At 40.1% G+C, this 22,904-nt stretch carries 20 protein-coding genes; 14 read left to right on the top strand and 6 right to left on the bottom strand.

From position 1 onward, the window contains the following. Nucleotides 1–33 precede the first annotated feature (33 nt). From RS893_RS26505 to RS893_RS26515, 3 genes are all read left to right on the top strand, one after another. Nucleotides 34–1,320 carry an aspartate aminotransferase family protein gene (locus RS893_RS26505; protein WP_315788586.1) on the top strand — a complete coding sequence of 429 codons (1,287 nt, stop codon included), beginning with the start codon at nt 34–36 and terminating at the stop codon, nt 1,318–1,320. 350 nt (nt 1,321–1,670) lie between these two features. Further along, nucleotides 1,671–2,567, top strand: coding sequence for a glycine betaine ABC transporter substrate-binding protein (locus RS893_RS26510; protein WP_315788587.1), 897 nt, complete (start codon nt 1,671–1,673; stop codon nt 2,565–2,567). Between the two features lie 238 nt (nt 2,568–2,805). Continuing rightward, nucleotides 2,806–3,552, top strand: coding sequence for a phytochelatin synthase family protein (locus tag RS893_RS26515; protein WP_315788588.1), 747 nt, complete (start codon nt 2,806–2,808; stop codon nt 3,550–3,552). Here the strand turns inward: RS893_RS26515 and RS893_RS26520 are convergent. Then, nucleotides 3,537–5,081: an FAD-dependent oxidoreductase gene (locus tag RS893_RS26520; RefSeq protein WP_315788589.1), complete on the bottom strand. Its 1,545-nt coding sequence runs from the start codon at nt 5,079–5,081 to the stop codon at nt 3,537–3,539. The genes RS893_RS26515 and RS893_RS26520 overlap by 16 nt on opposite strands. A 331-nt stretch (nt 5,082–5,412) precedes the next feature. Here RS893_RS26520 and RS893_RS26525 point away from each other — a divergent pair, with 331 nt between their 5' ends. From RS893_RS26525 to RS893_RS26555, 7 genes are all read left to right on the top strand, one after another. After that, the gene (locus RS893_RS26525; RefSeq protein ID WP_315788590.1) at nt 5,413–6,702 is read left to right on the top strand and encodes a glycosyltransferase; all 1,290 of its coding nucleotides are present in this window, start codon (nt 5,413–5,415) and stop codon (nt 6,700–6,702) included. Nucleotides 6,703–6,783: 81 nt separating this feature from the next. Beyond that, on the top strand, nt 6,784–7,857 hold the full coding sequence (locus tag RS893_RS26530; RefSeq protein WP_315788591.1) for a glycosyltransferase family 2 protein: 1,074 nt from the start codon (nt 6,784–6,786) through the stop codon (nt 7,855–7,857). Between the two features lie 36 nt (nt 7,858–7,893). After that, on the top strand, nt 7,894–9,384 hold the full coding sequence (locus tag RS893_RS26535) for a hypothetical protein (RefSeq protein WP_315788592.1): 1,491 nt from the start codon (nt 7,894–7,896) through the stop codon (nt 9,382–9,384). A 149-nt stretch (nt 9,385–9,533) separates the two neighbouring features. Beyond that, entirely contained in the window at nt 9,534–10,394 is an 861-nt protein-coding gene (locus RS893_RS26540; protein ID WP_315788593.1) for an ABC transporter permease, read from the top strand. A gap of 87 nt (nt 10,395–10,481) precedes the next feature. Then, the gene (locus RS893_RS26545) at nt 10,482–11,759 is read left to right on the top strand and encodes an ABC transporter ATP-binding protein (RefSeq protein ID WP_315792109.1); all 1,278 of its coding nucleotides are present in this window, start codon (nt 10,482–10,484) and stop codon (nt 11,757–11,759) included. A gap of 484 nt (nt 11,760–12,243) precedes the next feature. Next, entirely contained in the window at nt 12,244–13,245 is a 1,002-nt protein-coding gene (locus RS893_RS26550) for a glycosyltransferase family 2 protein (RefSeq protein ID WP_315788594.1), read from the top strand. A 63-nt stretch (nt 13,246–13,308) separates the two neighbouring features. Continuing rightward, nucleotides 13,309–13,491: a hypothetical protein gene (locus tag RS893_RS26555; RefSeq protein WP_315788595.1), complete on the top strand. Its 183-nt coding sequence runs from the start codon at nt 13,309–13,311 to the stop codon at nt 13,489–13,491. A 13-nt stretch (nt 13,492–13,504) separates the two neighbouring features. On the opposite strand, the gene xseB is transcribed toward RS893_RS26555, so the two are convergent. Then, nucleotides 13,505–13,744: an exodeoxyribonuclease VII small subunit gene (gene xseB / locus RS893_RS26560; RefSeq protein ID WP_315788596.1), complete on the bottom strand. Its 240-nt coding sequence runs from the start codon at nt 13,742–13,744 to the stop codon at nt 13,505–13,507. A gap of 40 nt (nt 13,745–13,784) precedes the next feature. Further along, the gene (gene xseA, locus RS893_RS26565) at nt 13,785–15,017 is read right to left on the bottom strand and encodes an exodeoxyribonuclease VII large subunit (RefSeq protein WP_315788597.1); all 1,233 of its coding nucleotides are present in this window, start codon (nt 15,015–15,017) and stop codon (nt 13,785–13,787) included. Nucleotides 15,018–15,413: 396 nt separating this feature from the next. On the opposite strand from xseA, the gene recA reads away from it, so the two are divergent. Next, on the top strand, nt 15,414–16,493 hold the full coding sequence (gene recA, locus RS893_RS26570) for a recombinase RecA (RefSeq protein ID WP_315788598.1): 1,080 nt from the start codon (nt 15,414–15,416) through the stop codon (nt 16,491–16,493). 195 nt (nt 16,494–16,688) lie between these two features. Here recA and RS893_RS26575 read toward each other — a convergent pair whose 3' ends face one another. Then, nucleotides 16,689–17,432, bottom strand: coding sequence for an FHA domain-containing protein (locus tag RS893_RS26575; protein WP_315788599.1), 744 nt, complete (start codon nt 17,430–17,432; stop codon nt 16,689–16,691). A 607-nt stretch (nt 17,433–18,039) separates the two neighbouring features. Next, nucleotides 18,040–19,656: a serine/threonine-protein kinase gene (locus RS893_RS26580; RefSeq protein WP_315788600.1), complete on the bottom strand. Its 1,617-nt coding sequence runs from the start codon at nt 19,654–19,656 to the stop codon at nt 18,040–18,042. Between the two features lie 367 nt (nt 19,657–20,023). Between RS893_RS26580 and RS893_RS26585 the strand changes: the two genes are divergently transcribed. Continuing rightward, nucleotides 20,024–20,185 carry a metallothionein gene (locus RS893_RS26585; protein ID WP_315788601.1) on the top strand — a complete coding sequence of 54 codons (162 nt, stop codon included), beginning with the start codon at nt 20,024–20,026 and terminating at the stop codon, nt 20,183–20,185. A 65-nt stretch (nt 20,186–20,250) separates the two neighbouring features. On the opposite strand, the gene hemL is transcribed toward RS893_RS26585, so the two are convergent. After that, complete coding sequence (gene hemL / locus RS893_RS26590; protein WP_315788602.1) at nt 20,251–21,549, bottom strand: glutamate-1-semialdehyde 2,1-aminomutase; 1,299 nt, start codon at nt 21,547–21,549, stop codon at nt 20,251–20,253. 108 nt (nt 21,550–21,657) lie between these two features. On the opposite strand from hemL, the gene RS893_RS26595 reads away from it, so the two are divergent. Next, a complete protein-coding gene (locus tag RS893_RS26595) occupies nt 21,658–21,846 on the top strand; it encodes a ChaB family protein (protein ID WP_016865537.1) in 189 nt (62 codons plus the stop codon). Between the two features lie 101 nt (nt 21,847–21,947). Further along, nucleotides 21,948–22,598, top strand: a complete 651-nt coding sequence (gene hisIE / locus RS893_RS26600) for a bifunctional phosphoribosyl-AMP cyclohydrolase/phosphoribosyl-ATP diphosphatase HisIE (protein ID WP_315788603.1) — start codon at nt 21,948–21,950, stop codon at nt 22,596–22,598. The last annotated feature ends 306 nt before the right edge of the window (nt 22,599–22,904 follow it).

Genomic DNA, 22,904 nt, shown 5'->3' on the forward strand with positions numbered 1-22,904 from the left:
ACCCTACAATAAAGAATTTAGGGAGCTAAGCAGGTGAGCCTAGAAACTCTTGTTCAACAACACCCCATTACTTCAGAGTCAGGTTCTGCATTATCTAGCACCTTTGATGCTGATAGTTTTGATGCAGTTGTTATGTCTACCTATGGGCGGTTTCCCCTCGCTTTGGCACGGGGTGCAGGCTGCCGCGTTTGGGATACCCAAGGACGGGAATATCTTGATTTTGTTGCAGGAATCGCTACTTGTACCTTGGGACATGCTCATCCAGCGATGGTAGAAGCGGTAACACGGCAGATGCAAAAATTGCATCACGTTTCTAACTTATACTACATCCCCGAACAGGGAGAATTGGCAAAATGGATAGTTGAGCATTCCTGTGGCGATCGCGTGTTTTTCTGCAATTCAGGGGCAGAAGCTAACGAAGCTGCAATTAAACTGGCGCGGAAATACGCACATAGCGTGTTGCAAATAGAACGTCCCATTATTCTCACCACTCACTCCAGCTTCCACGGACGAACACTAGCAACTATTACTGCCACAGGACAGCCGAAGTATCAAAAGAATTTTGATCCCCTAGTACCGGGATTCCACTATGTACCTTACAACGATATTGCAGCAGTAGAAGCAGCAATTAGCGAATTGGATGAAGGTGATTACCGTGTTGCTGCGATTCTGATTGAACCATTACAAGGAGAAGGCGGAGTTCGTCCGGGAGATGTGGACTACTTCCAGAAATTGCGGCAAATTTGCGATGTAACGGGCGTCTTACTGATTTTTGATGAAGTACAAGTCGGGATGGGACGTAGTGGTAAGTTATGGGGTTATGAATATCTTGGCGTAGAACCAGATATCTTTACCAGTGCCAAAGGTTTGGGTGGCGGTGTTCCTATTGGGGCAATGATAAGCAAAAAATTCTGCGATGTCTTCCAACCAGGAGAACATGCTAGCACCTTTGGTGGCAATTCTTTAGCCTGTGGTGTGGCTTTGACTGTCTGCCAAACATTAGAAACAGAGAATATTTTACAGAATGTCCAACAACGGGGTGAACAACTGCGAACTGGTTTAAAAGTGCTGGCTAGCAAATATCCAAATCACATCGTTGATGTACGCGGTTGGGGTTTAATCAGTGGTATGGAATTAAAAGCAGACATTGAATTGACCGCAGGCGATGTCGTCAAAGCAGCTATTAACGAAGGTTTGTTACTTGTACCAGCCGGACCTAAAGTCATCCGATTTGTGCCACCCTTAATTGTCAGTGAAAAAGAAGTAGAGACGGCGTTACAGATTGTTGATCGGGTAATGGCGAGTGTAACTGCTTTATAAATTCGTAGTAGGCGCTGTAGACGCGTTGGCGCAGCGTTTCGCTTTGCGACTCAGCGGCTTCTCGCAGAGTAGCGCTTACTACAAAAAGTTTTCTTCTTAGTGTTTTAGTATCTTGGTGGTGAAAAGAATTAATTTTGAAACACAAAGACACTAAGACACCAAGAAAATTTTCTTCAAGAAGCTAGACATTGACAGGAATACTCTACATTCTTACACCCCTACAGCTTTTTTCCAGGTAAAAGTAAATAAAATTATTTCCATGTGTTCTGGTGTAATTACTTCATGATGCTTTGAAAAAAAATTAGATTTTAAAATATCGACCACCGATACACACAGATGAACACAGATGTATGAAAAGATTTTTAACGTTATGCTTTTTAAGTTTTGCTTTAATAGTTACGCTAGCTAGTTGCCAAACAGGGAAAATAAGTAGTGGCGGAGGGGATATTGTTGTTGCTTCTAAAGGTTTTACTGAACAAGATATTTTAAGCGAACTTTTAGCACAACAAATAGCAGCTACAACTAATTTAAAAGTTGAGCAACGTCGTTTTACTAGTGCTTTGGTGACTCATAATGCTTTGGTTGCTGGCAAAGTTGATGCTTATGTAGAGTATACAGGTACAGCATTTGTGACGATATTAAAACAAAAAGATATTAAAGATCCAAAACTTGTTTATGAAAAGTTAAAACAAGCCTACGCCCAGAAATTTAAATTGGCAGTGATGCCACCTTTGGGTTTTGAAAATACTTTTGCAATGGTGATACGTGGCGAAGATGCAAAGCGCTATAATCTAAAAACTCTCTCGGAAGCTGCTGAGTATACACCTAAATGGCGGGGTGGTTTTGGTTATGAATTTATGGAAAGAGAAGATGGTTTTCCAGGTTTAGCCAAAACCTATGATTTACGTTTTGCTCAATCTCCCCGGATTATGGATTTAGGATTAATATATCGGGCGCTATTGCAAAAACAAGTTGATATGATTAATGGTAATTCTACTGATGGTCAAATATCTCGTTTAGGGTTGGTTGTGCTAAAGGATGATAAACAGTATTTTCCGCCTTACCAAGCAGTAGCGATCGCACGTCAACAAACTTTACAAAAGTATCCTAAGTTAAGAACTGCTATATCCCAACTTGCTGGTAAGATTTCAGCTGACGAAATGCAGCAAATGAATTATTTAGTCGAAGGAGAATTGCGTGATATTCAAGAAGTTGTGAGTGAGTTTCGAAAATCGAAAGGATTATGATGATTTTTAACTGAAATACGTCTAATGTGACTTCACAGCGATGACAAAGTATCTTTGAAGAAACGAACACAGATGAACACAGATGCACACGGATAAACTATCTGTGTTTATCCGTGTGCATCTATGTACCCTACGGGAAGCCGCGCTTAGGCGCGTCTACGATATTTAAAATTATTTTCTTCCACACCACTAGCTTACATGAGACTCAAAATCATACTATTTACAGCAAGCTTAATTTATGTTTTCTAAACTCCATATTCTTCCAACAACCATAAACGCTTTAATTTTCGGAATATACGCTACTAGTGGCAGTGCTATTGCCCAAACTCTTACTTTGACACCAAATTTAATTGGCTTTACTACACCTGAAGGTGAAAAATTATTAATTAATAGTCGTTCTCGCCAAGATTTCTTTCCTCTCAGCACACAATTTGTTACTCAAAATAATCAAGCTTACTGTGGAGTTGCCAGTATTGTTATGGTGTTGAATAGTTTGGGAGTTTCTGCGCCGGAAGCACCCGAATATAAACCATATCATGTATTTACTCAGACAAACTTTTTTAACAACGAAGCAACACGAAAAGTTATTAGTCCTGAAGTTGTTGCTCGTATGGGAATGACGTTAGATCAAATGGGGCAACTACTAGCAAGTTACGGCGTGAAAGCACAAGTCTATCACGCTGCTGATACTAGTTTAGAACAGTTTCGTAAACAAGCAGCAGAAAATTTAAAACAACCTGGAAATTTTATTTTAGTGAACTATTTACGTAAAGAAATTGGACAAGAAAAAGGTGGACATATTTCCCCCTTAGCTGCTTACAATGAACAAACAGATAGATTTTTAATTATGGATGTATCCCGTTACAAATATCCGCCTGTTTGGGTAAAGACAACAGATTTGTGGAAGGCAATGAATACTGTTGATACAGTTTCAGGTAAAACACGGGGATTTGTATTTGTTAGTAAAGGTTACTCATCCAAATAATCACCACCAGAACCATACTTCCAAGCATCAACCCAGCGATGCCAATAGTATTTAGAAGTGCTGGGTAAATATTTTTCCCAGGGTTCTAATCTTTGGCTTAGCCAAAATAACACCGAATATTTGCCTAAATTTCCGTAATGTACCATCCAATCTAATAAGGAAAGTAAACCTACTTGGGGAATGACTTTAGCAACAATACCTGGATGGGCAACACTTGTTTTTAATAGGGTTTGTGTTAGGGCAGGAAACTGTACCACATCTTGTAAAAATGGTTTTAAAACCATGTCACCCGACTGTTGCATTTGTCGAAATACTGCTGATAGCAACTCGTTAATTTGTTCTGGGGCAATTTTTTGATCGACACCAACACTCATAGCTTTTTGAAATAGCCAAGTTACACTCAAGCTAGGTTGGTATGGTTGCAGTAGTGTTAGGGCATTAGCAGATAGTTGATCGGTTTGCAGCGCTTCATAAATACCTTGAGTTAGTCTGTGCAAGTGACGCACCATTGCGCCAAAACCACCAAAACTTAAAGGAGATTGATTCCCACTACTATCTCCTATGAAGAGAATACGACTCCAAGGTGTGTGCAGTGGATTTTGACGATAGGAGGGAAAGAAGCCAAATAGCGCCCGTTGGAATGTTAATTGTGACAATTCCACACTTTGATATTTTGGCATTAAGCGCAGATATTCTTCAAACAAAGCTTCTAATCCTATATGTTGTGGGTTTGCATCCATATAGGTAAACATGTAAGTAGTTCTGCCATCCCTAGCAGGAAAAGCTTCCCAAAAGTATTGGCACTGCTTTTGAATCGGTGTAAAAGATAAAATTAAATCACCAGTGTGATTTTCTGGAAATCCTTGGGCACAACTACCAACTACCAAACACACCGCATCTGGTTTTTGTCCTTGTCGCGCTTGTTGGGTAATGGGAGAAAAGTGTCCCATCGCATCAATTAACAACCTAGCTTTGTATTGATTGTTGACTATCACTCCATCTGGGTGAACTACCGCTTCTCCAAAAGGTGTGTTTTCAAATAATTTACCACCAGCTGCCAGAAATTTTTGTTTTAAAGTTTCCAGTAAATACACTGGATCTATACCAATATTTAATACATTCTCTACCCACATTTCGACACCGTTATCAAAGCCGACTCTGGCTGGGTTGTATTCTGTAGCGATCGCTTTTTCTAATTCTGCATCTGTTAATAAAGATAATTCTAAGAAGACTTGCAATTCTTTACGAGAAATATTCCATTCTTGATCTCTGCCGCGTAATCTACCCCGTTCTATCAATGCTACCCGTAATCCTTGCACTGCTAAGGCACAGCCGATTAAAATCCCCAAAGTGCCACCGCAAATTAAAACATCCCAATCGACAGCACCCAACAGTTGTTGATTTTCTCTGACTACTGTTGGTACTGGTAGTTTACCTTCTCTAATGGATGATAAGGTGCGATCGCTACGACGCAATCCCCCTAAAATATCCCCTGCTAATTGCGAAAGAATTTCCTCAGTTAAAGACATAGAACTTAATTCCAGCAAAGTCACTAATCTTTATCGTAGCGACTCCACAAGCATAGGATGGTGACTATTACCTTCGTGAACTTCGTATCTTCGCGGTTAAAAAATATCGATTTTGAGCATTGCAGTTATCACATCTCGGTATTTTATCAGCATGATTTTTATCATTTCAAAAAAAATTAATTATTCTGCTTTTTTGTAAAAAAATAATGAAGATGTCTCTAATAGTATTTCTAAATAGCAAAAAAGAATTAGTTTTAAAAGTACATGTAATTATAGCGCAATTACATTGTTTAGTTGATGATAAATAGCTAGTGAGTGGTGACATCAACAAATGAAAATAGCTTTCATAGTTAATAAATTTCCAGTCATATCAGAAACATTTATTTTGAACCAGATTACAGGCTTAATTTGCCGAGGGCATGAAGTTCATATTTACGGTTATAGACCTGACGATACTGTGAAATTTCATCCAGATGTAGAAAAATATGACTTGCTAAAACGCACTTTTTATGCTCCTCAGATGCCTCATAATAAACTTTTGCGGCTGCTCAAAGCACTATGGTTAGTTATTACCAATTTTTATAAAGCCCCACTAGTAATATTGCGATCGCTCAAATTTTTACAGTCCGACAAAGATGCACCAGCTCTGAGAATTTTATACTCAATTATTCCTTTGTTAGGTGCAGAACCATACGATATAATTCACTGTCAATTTGGCATCCTGGGCAACGAGGGAATAATTTATCGTGACATTGGTGCAATCAAAGGTAAGTTAGTGACTTCTTTTCGGGGATATGATATCAGCTGGTATGTCAAAGAGTATGGAGAGAGAGTTTACAATCAGTTGTTTATTAAAGGAGATTTTTTTCTAGCAAATTGTGAGTTTTTTCGTCAGAGAGCAATTCAATTAGGTTGTGATCAAAAGAAGATAACTGTTCACGGTTCTGGCATAGATTGTAGTCGGTTTAATTTTCGGGTACGCAAGCCTCTAGTAGATGGCAAAATCTATATTGCTACAATTGGTCGTTTAATTGAAAAGAAAGGAATAGAGTATGCCATTCGTGCCGTTGCCAAAGTTTTAAAAACCTATCCCAATCTAGAATGTAATATCATCGGTGATGGACACTTAAAAGCACATTTACAGCAAGTAATTACAGAACTGGGTGTGGCAGATAAAATCAAACTCTTAGGTTGGAAAAATCAAGAAGAGATTATTCAAATTATCGATAATACTCACATTTTTATTGCTGCCAGTGTCACAGCTAAAGATGGTAATCAAGATGCTCCTGTGAATACCCTCAAAGAAGCAATGGCTATGGGTTTACCAGTCATTGCTACTCGGCACGGTGGTATTCCGGAGCTTGTTCAAGATGGTATTTCTGGTTTATTAGTTCCAGAGCGAGATGCAGATGCGATCGCTCTGCAACTAACTTATTTAATTGAGCATCCAGAATTATGGGAACAAATGGGTAAAGCTGGCCGTGCTTATGTAGAAAAACATTATGATACAGAGCGCCTCAATGATGAACTAGTAAAAATTTATCAGCAAGTAATCATAGATAATTTACAACCATGCTCAGAGCAAAGTATAGATTCTATTGCTAGTCCTAAATACACTTAAAAAAGGAGATAGAGGCTAGTCAAAATTCTTCATAACAGTTCACTTAACTTTTTTTCTGCATATTTCAAAAGGGATTAAACCATGAATAAATCTGAATTTCTCGAACCAGAAGTGACTATTGTCGTTGTTCCTCGTGAGCGTTTTAGCTACACTCGTGAATCCTTGGAAAGTATTTACGAAAATACAAGTTATCCCTTCAAGTTAATCTACGTCGATGGTGGTTCACCTACTCACATCAAAAATTACCTCGCAACTCAAGCAGTTGAGAAGCAATTTCAACTAATTCGCACTGACCACTACCTTTCTCCCAATCACGCTAGAAACATCGGTTTACGTCAAGTCAACAGTAAATATGTTGTCTTTATGGATAACGATGTTGTAGTTACGCCTGGTTGGTTGCAACCATTGGTAGATTGTGCTGAAGCAACTGGAGCCACTATAGTTAGTCCCCTCATCTGTCAATACCTGCCACTACATACAGAAGTGCATTGTGCAGGTGGAGAATCTGGTGTGAAAGTAGAAACCAAAGGCGAGACTACCAGACGGCGAATAATTGAAAAAATCTATAAACAAGGACAGCAAGTAGCAAATGTACATCCCCAACTGCAACGGCAACAAACCGGGTTAGCAGAGTTTCACTGCATGATAGTACGCACAGAAATATTTGATAAGATTGGTCTTTTAGATGAAGGATTATTAAATACGAAAGAACACGTAGATTTGTGTATTATGGTTAACGAGGCTGGTGGTACAGTCTACTTGGAACCTGAATCTTTAGTAACTTATGTACCAGGCCCGCCCTTAAAATGGACAGACCTACACTTTTATATGCTGCGGTGGAGTGATGCTTGGGAACTAGCAAGCTTGAAACGTTTACGTGATAAGTGGAATCTAAGCGAAGATGAGTACTTCCAAAACAAGTACAAACGCTTAGGATGGCGGCGAGATATGACAATTGTCAATCCCCTCGTCCGTAAATTTCCCCTTGGCAAATTTGGCTCTCGCGTAGTAGGGAAAGTTCTCCGACAAATGGATAAGGCGTTAAACCATTATCTTACCTCTCGCTATGCAAAAAAATACTTGCAAGGACTGCCAAATCAAATCCCTCCACAACAGCCGCCAACATCTACGATGACAGCCTCATCCCAGAATTAATCAGGGTGTGCCTGCCAAACCAAGGACACAACCTCCATGCAAAAAGAATCTGTGCTTACTACTAATTCCCCATTAATGATGCGGCCTCACCGTCGCCAGTTTGTGATTGGACCAGAAATTTATCGTGTGTACGAAGATTGGCACTATCGCCAGTTTGACGCTTCCACATGGATTTCCTATTGTCCCGAACTCCGTGCTAGCTGGACAACTGACGCTGACGGAACTACTTGGGTAATTTTGGGAGTGGCTGTGGAAACGCTAGAGTCCCGTTCGGAACCACTAGCAAAGATTGCTCAGACAGCCAGCGCCGATGTACCTAACCTCTACGCCAGTTGGGCAGGTCGTTGGGTGTTGATCGGTAATGGGCAGATACACATCGATGCCTCTGGACTTCTCGGTTGCTTTTATGGAACAACACGCGACGGTCAAGTGTGGGTATCAAGTAGTCCAGCTTTACTTGCTGATATACTTTCACCCAAGGCTGATTCTCGACAGTTATATTACCAAAGGGGGCTGTCATGGTTTACACCACCACTTTCGCGCTTTGGAGAAATAAGTCGGCTTTTACCGAGTCAAGTTATTGAACTTAAAGACGGTAGCATTCAACCCCGACCTTTGCTACCGCCAATCAATCCTGATCTTGACTATAAAGAGGCTTTGGAATTGTTGAGCCAAAGTATGATCACAGCACTTCGGCGGCTTTATCAAAAACAGAGCCAAGTGTGGCTAGGACTTTCGGCGGGTGTTGACTCACGATTAGTACTAGCAATGGCATACCGTGGCGGTGTCAACATCACACCCTTTACCCGCATTGCTGCCAGAATGTCAGTAGCTGATCGCATTCTCCCAGCTACCCTAGCAGACAAACTTGGATACAAGCACATCTTTTTGCATGGACGCAATAGTCAAGCCAACCGTCAGCATCTCGTTACTGAACATAGCGCAGGTCATGTCTCAGAGGGCGACGCCTTGCCTTTTCTGCAAAGTGTACGAGATTCTCTAGAGGGAATTTCTGTTGGTGGTTGGTGCATGGAAGTGGGTAAAGCGCTGTGGCGTAATTCCCTACCTCATACTATAGACGACACCGAAATCTGTGTTCAACAAATTGCCCGAACCTATGGGGAAGCATTAAACTCAAGCGCGATCGCAGGTATACGTCAGTGGTTAGAATGGGTGAAGCAAACTCCCCAAGCACACATGGACTGGCGAGATAGATTTTACATCGAGCAACGCCTAGCCGGCTGGCAAAGTTCCAAAGAACAATTGTATGACCTCAGTAATATCCAGAGAATCCCCATTGTAAACGCTGCTCGCACCTATGCCTTAATGCTTAGCATTGCCGAAAATCACCGCCTCAATGCCAAGTATCAGCTTGATTTGATTTCTCAAGCTGTCCCTCAACTATCTTGTTACCCTTGCAATCCCAGTGACAAATATTTTGGCAAACTACGGGCAATCATCATCAAATCTTCATACGACCCTTTATATCTACCTCGAAGCGTTGCCAGAAAACTGCGATCGCGGTAGTCTTTTTTATTGTCAATAAATAAAAATCCAAATCTTGCCATATCACAGTCTAAATTGAGCATAATCTCAGTCAATAGAAAAGTGGATAACACCCACCTGTGATTGGCAATTAATACAGTGTAGTAGGGTGAAAAACTTTGAAGCCAAACATGCATTCAAAACATCAGCTACCTGAGGTAATTCATACACCAGAAAGTAGCCTGAAACATCCCCTCCGATTACTCCAACAAATGTGGCGAGACTTACTCGCTTCTCGTGAACTCGCCTGGCGACTAATGGTACGTGATATTAGTGCCCAGTACCGTCAATCATTTTTAGGAATAGTCTGGGCCTTCTTACCCCCGATTGTCATGGCAGCTAGCTTTACCCTTGCCAAGGGTGCCCAAGTTATTAATGTCGGGGTGACAGATATACCCTACCCAGCTTACGTCATGTTCAGCACTGCTCTGTGGCAAACATTTGTAGAAGCATTAAACGGCCCAGTGCAAGCAGTGACAGTCGCCAAGCCGATGTTAGCCAGAGTTAATTTCCCCCGAGAAGCACTAATTTTAGCCAAGCTAGGCGAAGTGTTTTTTAACTTTGGCATTAAAACAATATTGATAGTGGCACTATTTATATTCTTTCGTGTTTCTGTCAGTTGGACGGTGATTCTAGTGCCAGTAGCATTAATTCACTTGGTTTTACTAGGAACATTCATCGGTATTTTATTAGCCCCTTTTGGAGTTTTATATCAAGATATATCCAAAGGGCTAAGTTTAATCACAGGATTTTGGCTATTTTTAACTCCAGTAGTCTATGCAGTTCCTAACGAAGGAACATTTGGATATTTAGTGAAGCTTAATCCTGTAACTCCTCTATTAGTCACAACTCGAGAATTAGCAACCACAGGAGTAGTATCAGAACCTTTAGGATTTTGGGTAGTCAGTGGAATTACTATTATCGGTTTAATACTGACTTGGATCGCATTTCGTCTTGCCATGCCTTTCGTAGTTGAAAGAGTAAGTTCTTAATCATAATTTATGACCAATAATTTCTTGATGATACAAGAAATCAGTATAGACCGTGGTGTCAATCCAAAATCTAAAATCCAAAATCGCATGACTGATTTAATCGAAAAAAAATTTTCTATTCAGCCTCAAGACGATCCTGAGGTAGTAATTTCAGTAGAGAATGTTTCTAAAAAATTTTGTAGAAATTTAAAACAATCTTTATTATATGGTGTGCAAGATATCACCACAGAGTTATTAGGCATCAATAGAAAAAGTAATGTCTTAAGACCAAAAGAATTTTGGGCGTTGAAAGATATTAGCTTTCAACTCAGACGTGGAGAAGCACTAGCGTTAATAGGCTCAAATGGCGCTGGTAAAAGTACCATACTACGCATTATTAGTGGCTTGATTAAGCCTGATACTGGCAGAGTCAGAGTCAGAGGTAGAATAGCACCATTAATTGCCTTAGGAGCAGGATTTAATCCAATTTTGACAGGACGAGAAAATATTTATGCCAATATGTCAATTTTGGGTCTATCTACAAGAGAAATTGCAGAAAGATTTCAGGATGTTATAGATTTCGCTGAAATTGCCGATGCGATTGATGCACCTGTACAAACCTATAGTTCTGGCATGGCAGCACGACTAGGATTTGCTTGTGCCGTCCATATCGAACCAGACATTTTACTTATTGATGAAGTCTTAGCAGTTGGGGATATTAAGTTTAGAATGAAATGCCATCGCAGACTAGCTAAACTTCGAGATAACGGCACTGCCTTTATCTTAGTTTCTCATAATCCGCCAGCAATTTTAAATGTTTGTACTTCAGCAGTGTACATATCAAAAGGAAAATTAATTACTATCGGCGATATAGATACTGTAGTGCGTAAATATGAAGAAGATTTGTGTCTAGCTGGTACAGAAAAATCTCCAGGTTATTTGGTTTTGCCAGAGAAATCTAAGAGTGAAAGCACAGGTATAGATATTACTTCTGTATATTTTAAAGATACACAAGGAAATATTGTCACAACACCTATAAGTGGTGACTCTGTTTCTTTGTGCGTAGAATGCAAAGCACATCGGAGAGTAACTAAAGCTAATCTATGTGTCACCATTACAGATATTGGTGGAGAAAATGGACGAATTTTATATCTAACTGCTGCTAGTGATAATAAATATTTAAATGTCTTACCAGGCAAAAATGAATTACAAATGTATATGCCTTTTTGTTGCTTGAATCCTGGTGTCTACAATGCCAAAGTTTTTATTAAAGAAGGTGCTTACTCTTTCGATGCTGTTGAATCTTTTAGATTTACAGTGAAATCAAATAAGATTACTAGTCAATCTTTGTTTTATCAACCTCGAGAATGGAAAGTCATGAACTAAATACTACTGTAACCAAAACTTTTGTCAAAATCATGCTTTATTGTTGGTCATTGATTTTTCTCATTACCTATTACCAGCTTATGAGACAGTATAAGCATTCAAGCAAACATAATATTATATCGAGTTCGGTTAATCGCTTATAACAAAAAACCTCACAAGAATAGCCCCTCTCCTTACCAAGGAGAAAGGTATCGAAGGCGAGGTGAGGTTTAACGGAAATTATCAGTAATCATGCGAACTTGATATTAGGTCTGTCCGCGAACAACTTTTCATGAAAAACTAACTCTGGACATAAGCAATTATATTAATATGATTTCCATTAAATATTGCAGTCTAAAAATATTTTAAGGATAAATTTATATTTCTTAGTTGAACCATTGCTATATTCAAAATATTAACTGTATTTTGTATAATCTCAAAACCATATTATTTCTGTGGTTCTAATTATTGATGAATATATTCCAACATATCCACTCAAATACAAATGTCAAAACTTGTCTCAATAATCATTCCTTGTTTTAATGCAGAAAAATGGTTGCAGGAAGCAATTGATAGTTGCTTACAGCAGACATATTCCCATATTGAAATTATTGTTATTGATGATGGCTCAAATGATAATTCCCTAGAAATTATTAAAAGTTATGGTGATAAGATTACTTGGAAATCTTTGCCACATCAAGGTGGGAATCATGTCAGAAACTATGGTTTTAAGATATCAAAAGGAGAGTATATCCAGTACCTAGATGCAGACGATTATATTTTACCTGAAAAAATTGCCAGACAAGTAAGTTTTTTAGAAGCGACAGGAGCAGATGTTGTTTATGGCGATTGGAGACATCGATATCACAATTCAGATGGAACAAGTTTTTTAGGTCGCATAGAAATTGCTGAAACACAAGCTGATATTCTTGAGTCATTACTAGCAAATTGGTGGACTGCGGTTGCTTCTTTACTCTACAGAAGAAGCACCATCGAAAATAGTGGTGGATGGGATGAAAACTTGTCAGCTGCACAAGATCGAGATTTTTTCTTAACAGTAGTCATGAATGGTGCCAAAGTAGTATATCAACCAGGTTGCTATTCAGTGTATAGAAGATACGGCAATGTAACAGTTTCGACTTATAGCAAATCTCGTTGGATAGAGTGCCAAAGTTTAGTATTACAAAAAGCACAAAACAAGCTAATCCAATCAAACAAATTGACCGTTAAGTATCGTTGTGCCTTAGCGTTATCTTACTTTGAACTAGCACGAGAATCATTAAAAATTGACTATGGAATGTACCTGCAATTCCTAGAAAAAACTTTAATATTATCTCCTGATTTTAAGCACAACAGTCAACGAACAGCATATAATTTAATTCAAAATATTTTTGGATTTAGACATACAGAAAGAATATTTTTTATGATGTTGTTTCTCAAAAAAATTATCAATTCCCTTAATCAATACTTGCTCAACACAAAAGGAAAATTAAGTGTAATATCATAGTGAGTAGAAAACACAACACAATGAGGTTACTCTCTAGTTCTAACTTTCATATAGGAAATACAAATGAATCGTTCAAAAATTGTCGCAATTATTACAGGTGTTTTTTCTTTGATTTTAGCGATCGCCTACCTGCTGCTTGTGCAAATATTAGACTTTCGTGGAGAAATGAAACCTGCTCCTATCAGTGAAATGGAACAGCCAGTATCAATAGTTACGCCTTCTTCGACAAACATACTAATTTCTTAAACTTAATCCCCAACTACTGATCATCCAAAGTTTCAATCAACAAATCTACCTGCTGTTGTCGCTGACGTAAAAAACTTTCACACTCACGCAAATACTCAACAGCTTGAGCAAATTGCTCAAACACATCAGCCAACTCCAACTCACCCCCCTCAATTCGATCAATCATACCTTCTATCTCAGCAACCTTCGCCTCATAATTCCAGACCTCGACCTCTACAGACTTAGAATTAGAAGAATTAACACGTCTAGCCATCAAACCTCTGCGTCCTCTGCGTCTGTGTAGTTTAAACTTCTTACTCTTTTTTACCCGTAACCCTGACTTTCACCTCACCCTGCCCCAACTGTATCACCAGTTCTTGCCCCATAGCTAACTCAGTCGCACTGCGAACAATTATCCCATCTTCTTGCCTAACCACCGCATAACCACGTTGTAACACAGCTCTGGGGTCAAGAGTTGTTAACTTCTGTCGTAACATCTCCAAATGCTGAGTTGCTTGTTGTAATTTACCAGACGTGATTTGCACCAATTTCTGACGTTGCCAAATCAGCGCCTGCATTTGTTGCTGTACCTGCTTATCCAAGCGTAAACGCTGCAAACGTTCTCGTAGTCCTTGCAGCTGATCATCAGCAGTTTCTAACTCCCGTTGCACAACTTGCTGCAAACTCACAACTCTCTGTTGATGCTGATTATATAGATCCGCCAGTGCCGGAACAACTCGTTCTGCCGCCGCAGTGGGAGTATGCACATTCTCATCTGCAGCTAAATCTACCAAAGACTCATCCCTTTGATGCCCAATTCCAGTAATGATAGGAATTGTACAATTAGCCACAGCTCGCACTACCCGCTCATCATTAAAACAAGCTAATTCCTCAACCGCACCTCCTCCCCGCGATAAAATTATCACCTCGGCCCGTCTATCTCTTTCTACCCTTTGAATTGCCTTCACAATAGACTCTGGTGCTTGCTCACCCTGAACTGTAGCAGGAGAAAATAAAACACGTAAACCAGGGTATCTTTGTTTGAGAGTCTTTTGGATATCCCCCCAAGCAGCAGCAGTAGGTGAAGTGACAACAGCAATCGTTTGGGGATGAGAAGGAAGCGATCGCTTCCTTTGTGGATCAAATAATCCTTCTGCTTCTAGACGGTTTCGCAGTTGTTGGTAACGTAGCGCCTGCAAACCCACACCAGCAGGTAAAGCTTGCCAAACAGAAAGTTGATATTCACTCCGTGCTGAGTATAATCTTATACTGCCTAACACAATCAACTGCTCCCCTACAGTTGGTCTTTGCATCAGTTGTGTTAATTGCCCATTCCATACCACACATTTAATTGCTGCTGGACTATCGGGGTCTTGCAATGTAAAAAATAAGCCACTGCGGTGGTTGTTAGCACTAGAAACTTCTCCAATTACCCAAATTTGTCGCAATTGTTCATCTTGTTCTAGTAACAAGCGGATATAGTCAGTCAAACCAGCGACGCTAACAGCTGTATCAGGAATTAAAAAGTCAGTAAAATCAGCAGTCATTCGATTTTGGATTTTAGATTGGTTCCGGGACTTGTATCCTGGGATAAATTATTGTCAACAGAGTTCTGTAAATAAAAGTAAAAATATGCTTGTAGTAGCACTTGAGCAGGCATATAGCTACTACATGTTGCATAATAACCAAGATAGACAATACAAAATTTAATACCAAATACCAATTTTCAAAATGATTGCAACAGATAGATTTACAGAACCTATACCCAGATAAGGTGTCCCCATCCAAAATCTAAAATGGTATAATTCCCAGTCCTAGCAATTATTGAGCAGCCCGCGTTAAACTATGTAGCGATTAGCCGCAGGAAAATGTCAAAATAGTATATCTGTTCTATTAAATCTTCCCAAGCAACACTCCCTAAATCCATATATATAGAGGTAGGAATGGCTGTTAATACTGATAATGCTGGCAAGCAAAAAGCGCTCAACATGGTACTCAACCAAATTGAGCGTACTTTTGGCAAAGGAACAATCATGCGCTTGGGCGACGCTACCCGGATGCGGGTAGAAACCATCTCCAGTGGGGCGCTGACATTGGATTTGGCGTTAGGCGGTGGTTTACCTAAAGGTCGGGTGATAGAGATTTATGGCCCAGAAAGTTCTGGTAAGACGACTTTAGCACTACACGCCGTTGCAGAAGTACAAAAAAATGGCGGTATTGCTGCCTATGTTGATGCAGAACACGCCCTCGACCCCACCTATGCTGCGGCTTTAGGCGTAGATACAGAGAACTTATTGGTTTCTCAACCAGATACAGGAGAAGCAGCATTAGAAATTGTCGATCAACTCGTTCGTTCAGCAGCAGTAGATATAGTTGTTATTGACTCGGTAGCAGCCCTAGTCCCCCGTGCGGAAATTGAAGGTGATATGGGCGATGCCCACGTTGGTCTTCAGGCAAGATTGATGAGCCAAGCTCTGCGTAAAATAACTGGTAACATTGGTAAATCTGGCTGCACAGTAATCTTCCTCAACCAGTTACGACAAAAAATTGGTATCAGCTACGGTAATCCAGAGACTACAACTGGTGGTAATGCTCTCAAATATTACGCTTCGGTACGCTTGGATATCCGCCGGATTCAAACCCTGAAAAAAGGAACCGAGGAATTTGGTAATCGCGTCAAAGTCAAAGTTGCTAAAAATAAAGTCGCGCCACCTTTTAGAGTTGCAGAATTTGACATTATTTTTGGTAGAGGTATTTCTACCTTGGGTTGTCTTGTAGATTTAGCAGAAGAAACTGGCGTACTCAACCGTAAGGGAGCATGGTATAGTTACAATGGCGACAATATTTCCCAAGGTCGAGATAACGCCATTAAGTACTTAGAAGAAAAATCGGAATTTGCTGAACAAATTAAGCAACTAGTAAGAGAAAAATTAGAAAAAGGAGCTGTTGTTTCCGCTACCTCTGTTAGGAAGACAAACGAAGACGAAGACGAAGATATGGATGATGCTTCTGAAGAAGAATAGTATCGGTTAGTGATTAGTGCTTAGTAGTTAAAAATCAGTGAACAGTGAGTAATAAAATTCGATAACTGCTAACTGCTAACCGTTTTCTATGAGGAAAACACAAACCCCAACTTCTTTAAGAAGTCGGGGTTTGTGTCTTGCAATTTTCACAAATCAAGGTTAATAAAATACTCATCAAATCTGTAAAAACAGCTATTAAATAGAATTACTAGGTATTTGCTTGCTAAAGAAATTATCTAAAATATCTGATTGCTGTTTTTGACTTAGCGATGCTGCAATTTCTTCACTACTGAGTATTGGAACCTTTCTAAAAGCTTCTAAAGTATGATCTAAGTTCTCCAGAGATATTTTTCTACCAAAAGGGCAACTATTTATTTGTGCCTCATCACTACTTTTGCGTGTAACTAGTTGCATCAATAACTCAACTGCAACTCTAGGCAATACTTGGGGTGGTGTCAAATTCATGTAAAAAGAAAAAGTCATGCTACCTAGCCGAATATGATCGCCATCTTGTAGTTTGATTGGACGATAAACAGGTTCACCATTCACAAAAGAACCATTGGTACTACTAAAGTCAACTAGGTAAAAGCCTGAATACTCAGCATTTTCAATATACTGAATAGATGCATGTCGGCGAGACACGCGTCTGTCACAAACACAAATACCACAAGTGCGATCGCGCCCTATAGTCCAAATATACTGTGGTTGTAATAATGTTTGCGTCTTACCCTCACATAAATTGGTAGTGACATAAACAGCAGAACCATCGATTACGCCTTGTAGATAACACCCTTGCACTATAGTAGACAACGGCTGAGGTAAATTTTCTAATTGAAGGATTTCATCTAAAAAACTACTATGATGTTCATACAACTTAAGAAATACTTGATATAAACTTAGCCGCTTTTCTAATTCCTTTTCTGAAAATTCAGCAATCATAGCTTAGCCTTTATATTGCTAACAAATATCTATTTTTGAAGCCAGTTGTGAACAATTATTCTCAAGCTTATAATCTGGAACAGTTTCTGGTGTACTTGATGCTGTGACTTTGAGCATCAAGCAATAGACATCATGAAGTTTTCCCTTTCCCAGATTAAAGTTTCTCTTCAGTTTAAAGTAACCGCAATACTACTTAATATTGAGAAAAGATTTAGAATAATTGCTTTAGTTAGCTTAACAATAATATATAACTGTTTATTGAAACAATATTGATCAAACAATTGAACTTACACAAAGCAATTTCCAACTTGTTACCAAGTTCAACCTAGTAATGAGGGTAATCGGCTTGCTTGGGGCTGTTTTACCCTTTAATATGCAACCCTTTATAGGGACATATAGTTGTGCGTCTCTAGCGTTGAAAACAGACGTAAAAATTATATAAGTTAGATGAATTTTATTAGCCTAACATCCTGCCCTCAAATAAATTGGGGCGTGAGGCAAAAACCCATTTTCACAGTGATTCAGTGATCAGTTATTGATTACTGATCACTGTTAACTGATAACTGATTGAAGCAGTTTACTTGCGGATGATTCAATTGTTTAGTCTTTACAACAACCCTCGTCTACCATTGGGACGTACCGTCATCCAATTCGTTTTGGCTAGTGCTAGTTGTTCTTCAGAAATTTTTGCACCAGTCAAATTAGCACCACACAAATTAGCTCCCCGTAGGTTGGCGTTTTGCAGATAAGCATAGCTGAGATCCGCACCTCGTAAGTCTGCTCCCTCTAAATCAGCATTATTCAGGTAAGCTTTGGTTAAATTACTATCTCTAAGATTCGCTCGATTCAGACTAGCTCTGCCAAAGTCACTACTTTGGAGATTAGCTCCTTGGAAGTTAACTCTTTGCAGTTGAGAAGAATGAAAATTTGTTTCTGATAAATTGGCACCTTGCAAGTTGAGCAGATTTAAATTGTGTAGGGCAAAATCCCGTCTCCCTTTCAGATAAGCTGCAATCAAATTTTGGCTATCTAATTGGCGCATAGCCTGAGCTTTTTGACCTTGAGAACTACTACAACTGCTAGCCAAAGTTGTTGATTTTGTGGTTAGCGTTCGTTGTCGTGTTCCCCCTGCATGGGTAACACCAGCACCTTCTGTGATTTTAGCCCGTCTTGCTCGAATTGCTGCTGCTACCTGCGCCACACTCATACCAGAGACACCGGAAGGATTGCTGCTATAAATACCAGAATCTTCTAAATGGTGAACTGTTCGTTCTTTAACACCGCCGCTTGGTTGAGAAACCAAACTTTTCGACAAACTCTCTAAATACGGTTCTAGTTCTAATGCTCTGAGTACTTCTTCAGCTGTTTGGTAGCGATTACGTACAGAGACTTCCAGCATTTTCCGCAACACGTCTGCTAGATGATCACTCACATGTACGTGATGTTCCCATATCATTTCGCCTGTTGTGGGTTTATATTCCAAATCTTTAGGAGATTTGCTGGTTAGTAGATAAATGCATGTAATTCCCAAAGCATAGATATCACTAGCGTAGACTGGACGCATTGCCATTTGCTCGGGAGGTGCAAAACCAGGAGTGCCAATTGCATATGCAGTTAATGCTGTGTGTTCTGAGTGGTTCATCACAGCTTGTCTGACTTGATTGGTAACAGCACCAAAGTCTATAAGGACTAATCTACTATCTTGAGCGCGACGAATTATATTGGCAGGTTTGATATCACGATGTATTACCTTACGTTCGTGTATATATTCCAGTAATGGCAGGATCTCGCTCAAAAATTGCTTCACTCCTGCTTCAGTGAATACTCCTGTATGTTTAACCTCTTGCTGTATGGTGGAGCCGCTAATGTATTCCTGAACCAAATAGAATTGTTCGCGCTCTTCAAAGTAGTCTAACAGGCGTGGTACTTGCGGATGATTGCCAATCTTGCCTAAAGTCATAGCTTCTCTTTCAAACAACTCCCGTGCCATTTGTAGAACGTGGGGTGCAGTTCCTGATGGACGTAATTGCTTGATTACGCAACTCGGTTCGCCTGGCAAGGCTTCATCATTGGCTAAAAAGGTTGCTCCAAAACCACCTTGACCTAAAGCTTTCACTACCCGGTAGCGCGAGCGCAACAGCAATCGCGAGCCACAAGACTGACACCTCTGGCAATACGCCAAGTTTTCTGGATTGGGACAGTTAGGATTTACGCAGTAGCTCATGCACTGTCAACTCGCTGCACGAAGATTCACGGGGAGTGTTACACTCACTCCGATCTCAATTATTTAGATCAAAAGCTACTTTTACCAGGTAATTTTTGCTGGAAATCCTTTGAAGAGTTGCTAAAGCCAGGCTAAGCTGACGTGAAGCAATAGTAGACTTACGTAATTTTATTAAGAGCGGCAGTAAACACTATCCCCTCGTAGGTGGGTAGGAAAACTGTCCCGCCGCTTTGGTAATTAGTAATGGGTAATTTGCCTATTACTCCAGATAGATTATGTAACCAATTAAACTTTGTATTCAGTCAATATATGAATATTTGTTCAATAATCGTACTATAATTGACGAGAGGACATAAAGGAGAAAGCAATGACTACCGTAACCCAAATGAAATGTGCCTGTGAATCTTGCCTATGCATTGTTTCTATTGGAGATGCGATTCAAAAAGATGATAAATACTACTGTTCTGAAGCCTGCGCTGAAGGTCATAAAACCACGAAAGGCTGTGGTCACACTGGTTGTAGCTGTTAGTTAACTGTTATTCCTACCTATATAAACTTTCAACCCCGCTAACTAATGGGCGGGGTTGCTATTTTTTACAGTTGAGACATTACATCCCTAGCTGCTTCTAGCGTTCTATCAATATCTTCCTCTGTGTGAGCAAAAGAAGTAAATCCAGCTTCAAATTGCGATGGTGCCAAGTAAATACCATGCTCTAACATACCGCGATGAAAACGAGCAAACTTAGCCAAATCTGATTTCTTAGCATCTTCGTAGTTATGAACAGGGCCAGCAGTAAAGAATAAACCAAACATAGCACTGATAGCACCGCCGCAAGCTGCATGACCAGTTTCTTGAGCAATTTGCAACAAACCGTTTGCCAACTTCTTGGTGATTTTATCTAAGTACTCGTAAGTCCCAGATTTTTGTAGTAATTCCAAGGTCTTAATACCCGCAGTCATGGCTAGGGGATTACCAGAAAGAGTCCCAGCTTGATACATCGGGCCAGCAGGAGCCACCATTGACATGATATCCCGACGACCACCATAGGCTCCTACAGGTAAACCACCACCGATAACTTTACCTAAGGTAGTCAGATCAGGGGTAATACCAAACTTTTCTTGAGCGCCACCGTAGGCGATACGGAAGCCCGTCATTACCTCGTCAAATACCAATAAAGCACCGTGTTCCTGAGTAAGTTCCCGTAACCCTTCTAAAAATCCAGCGTCAGGAGGAATGAACCCAGCATTACCTACTACTGGTTCTAGAATTATTCCAGCGATTTGGTCACGGTTTTCTTCAAACAAAGCTTTGACGGCTTCCAAATCATTGAAAGGCGCAGTTAGAGTATTACTTGTTACTGATTTGGGAACGCCGGGAGAGTCTGGTAAACCCAGGGTAGCAACACCGGAACCTGCTTTTACCAGAAACATATCAGCATGACCGTGGTAGCAACCCTCAAATTTAATGACTTTTTCACGTCCGGTGAAAGCCCGCATTAATCGCAGTACGGCCATACAAGCCTCAGTGCCGGAGTTAACAAATCTTACCATTTCAATGCTAGGAACAGCATCAATCACCATTTCTGCTAAGACGTTTTCCAGCACGCAAGGCGCACCAAAACTAGTGCCTTTTTCTAGGGCTTCATGCAGCGCTGCAATCACTTCCGGATGGGCATGACCACAAATAGCTGGTCCCCAAGTACCTACATAGTCGATGTATTGATTGCCATCTACATCCCAAATGTATGCGCCTTTAACATGATCAAAGACAATTGGTTGTCCTCCCACAGATTTGAAGGCGCGAACTGGAGAGTTTACCCCTCCTGGCATAAGGTTTTGAGCAGCAGCGAAGATTTCTTGTGATTTTGTTGTTTTAATTGTTGTATTTACCAAGGTTCTCTCCTAAACGGTGGGAAATAATAAAGGTCTGTCTTGGGATAGGGGTCAAGTATTCTCAGAACTTATATCGTATAAAATTACCCGAACCAAGAAAATAACAATATGTTATATAAGTCCAATCAAGACTTGCCTGTGGAGATTCGCACTCGCTTATCCGAGGCATACCAGGATATTTACCGGGCGGCTTATAACTCGGCTATTCATTGGTATGGTGAAGCTACAAAGGCTCATCAAGTAGCTTTAAGTGCTGTTAAAATGCAGTCTGCTATGCATAAAAGTTATGTTGTCTAAGGCTGACTAGAAAATATTTTCAGGCGAAAAATGCCAGTTGCTCTCTTTAGAATGGTATCGTGAACCCATGAATCATTCTCGCTTTTTTTCAAGCAGCTGGTATGTTTTTTTCTGCGAGCAATCCCCAACACCAAGTTATCCCTGTTGATCAAATTCGCTACGATTCGCGCGGTCTTGTCCCGGCAATTGTCCAAGACTATCTAGATGGTACTGTTTTGATGATGGCGTGGATGAATCGGGAGTCATTACAAAAGACCTTAGAAACAGGAGAAACTTGGTTTTGGAGTCGTTCCCGTCAGGAGTTATGGCACAAGGGAGAAACTTCTGGACATATTCAGAAGGTGCAAAGTCTTCGTTACGACTGTGACAGTGATGCACTGCTAATAGGAGTTGAGCAGGTGGGAGATATTGCCTGCCATACTGGTGAACGCAGTTGTTTTCATCAGGTAGAAGGGAAAATCACTCCACCACCTGCTGATATTTTGTCACAATTATTTGCTGTGATTTGCGATCGCCGTGATCATCCTCAGGAAAGTTCATACACTTGCAAACTATTGGCAGGTGGTGATAACAAGATTTTAAAAAAAATTGGCGAGGAAAGCGCAGAGGTCGTCATGGCGTTTAAGGATAATGATGACGATGCGATCGCAGCAGAGGTTGCAGATTTGTTTTACCATACCCTGGTTGCTCTTGCTCACCATCAGGTGGACTTGAAATCAGTGTATCGCAAGTTACAGGAGCGTCGTCGCTAATCAGTGAACAATAACAGATACTGAGAACTGATTACTGATTGCGTGGTTCACGTTTTGTCAGAGAACAATTACTAAAAACTAATCACCTAAATAAATAAATCTAATCTTTTTGTAATTCTTATTATTCTGTGAAATTTTCCTCATTGATTCCACAGAGTTTCCACAGGCTTTTTCCTATTTTTCCACAGAGACTTGACGATGGTGTCGGCTTCCTAACTCTTGGCTGGGGATTGTTTATTCACAACTGCTGAAGATATATTAGACTGAGTTTATGTTAAGAAGTTTAAAAAAAAATACGTAAAAGCC

The organism is Fischerella sp. JS2 (genome assembly GCF_032393985.1).
In the GTDB taxonomy this organism is placed as follows: Bacteria; Cyanobacteriota; Cyanobacteriia; order Cyanobacteriales; family Nostocaceae; genus Fischerella.

Bases quoted from the DNA above. Each gene is read 5' to 3' on its own strand.
- RS893_RS26515 (WP_315788588.1), top strand. From the start codon at position 2,806: ATGTTTTCTAAACTCCATATTCTTCCAACAACCATAAACGCTTTAATT.
- RS893_RS26530 (WP_315788591.1), top strand. From the start codon at position 6,784: ATGAATAAATCTGAATTTCTCGAACCAGAAGTGACTATTGTCGTTGTT.
- RS893_RS26510 (WP_315788587.1), top strand. From the start codon at position 1,671: ATGAAAAGATTTTTAACGTTATGCTTTTTAAGTTTTGCTTTAATAGTT.
- RS893_RS26525 (WP_315788590.1), top strand. From the start codon at position 5,413: ATGAAAATAGCTTTCATAGTTAATAAATTTCCAGTCATATCAGAAACA.
- RS893_RS26575 (WP_315788599.1), bottom strand. From the start codon at position 17,432: ATGATTGCTGAATTTTCAGAAAAGGAATTAGAAAAGCGGCTAAGTTTA.
- RS893_RS26595 (WP_016865537.1), top strand. From the start codon at position 21,658: ATGTTATATAAGTCCAATCAAGACTTGCCTGTGGAGATTCGCACTCGC.
- RS893_RS26520 (WP_315788589.1), bottom strand. From the start codon at position 5,081: ATGTCTTTAACTGAGGAAATTCTTTCGCAATTAGCAGGGGATATTTTA.
- RS893_RS26545 (WP_315792109.1), top strand. From the start codon at position 10,482: ATGACTGATTTAATCGAAAAAAAATTTTCTATTCAGCCTCAAGACGAT.
- RS893_RS26540 (WP_315788593.1), top strand. From the start codon at position 9,534: ATGCATTCAAAACATCAGCTACCTGAGGTAATTCATACACCAGAAAGT.
- RS893_RS26550 (WP_315788594.1), top strand. From the start codon at position 12,244: ATGTCAAAACTTGTCTCAATAATCATTCCTTGTTTTAATGCAGAAAAA.
- recA (WP_315788598.1), top strand. From the start codon at position 15,414: ATGGCTGTTAATACTGATAATGCTGGCAAGCAAAAAGCGCTCAACATG.
- xseA (WP_315788597.1), bottom strand. From the start codon at position 15,017: ATGACTGCTGATTTTACTGACTTTTTAATTCCTGATACAGCTGTTAGC.
- RS893_RS26535 (WP_315788592.1), top strand. From the start codon at position 7,894: ATGCAAAAAGAATCTGTGCTTACTACTAATTCCCCATTAATGATGCGG.
- RS893_RS26580 (WP_315788600.1), bottom strand. From the start codon at position 19,656: ATGAGCTACTGCGTAAATCCTAACTGTCCCAATCCAGAAAACTTGGCG.
- RS893_RS26585 (WP_315788601.1), top strand. From the start codon at position 20,024: ATGACTACCGTAACCCAAATGAAATGTGCCTGTGAATCTTGCCTATGC.
- xseB (WP_315788596.1), bottom strand. From the start codon at position 13,744: ATGGCTAGACGTGTTAATTCTTCTAATTCTAAGTCTGTAGAGGTCGAG.
- RS893_RS26555 (WP_315788595.1), top strand. From the start codon at position 13,309: ATGAATCGTTCAAAAATTGTCGCAATTATTACAGGTGTTTTTTCTTTG.
- hisIE (WP_315788603.1), top strand. From the start codon at position 21,948: ATGTTTTTTTCTGCGAGCAATCCCCAACACCAAGTTATCCCTGTTGAT.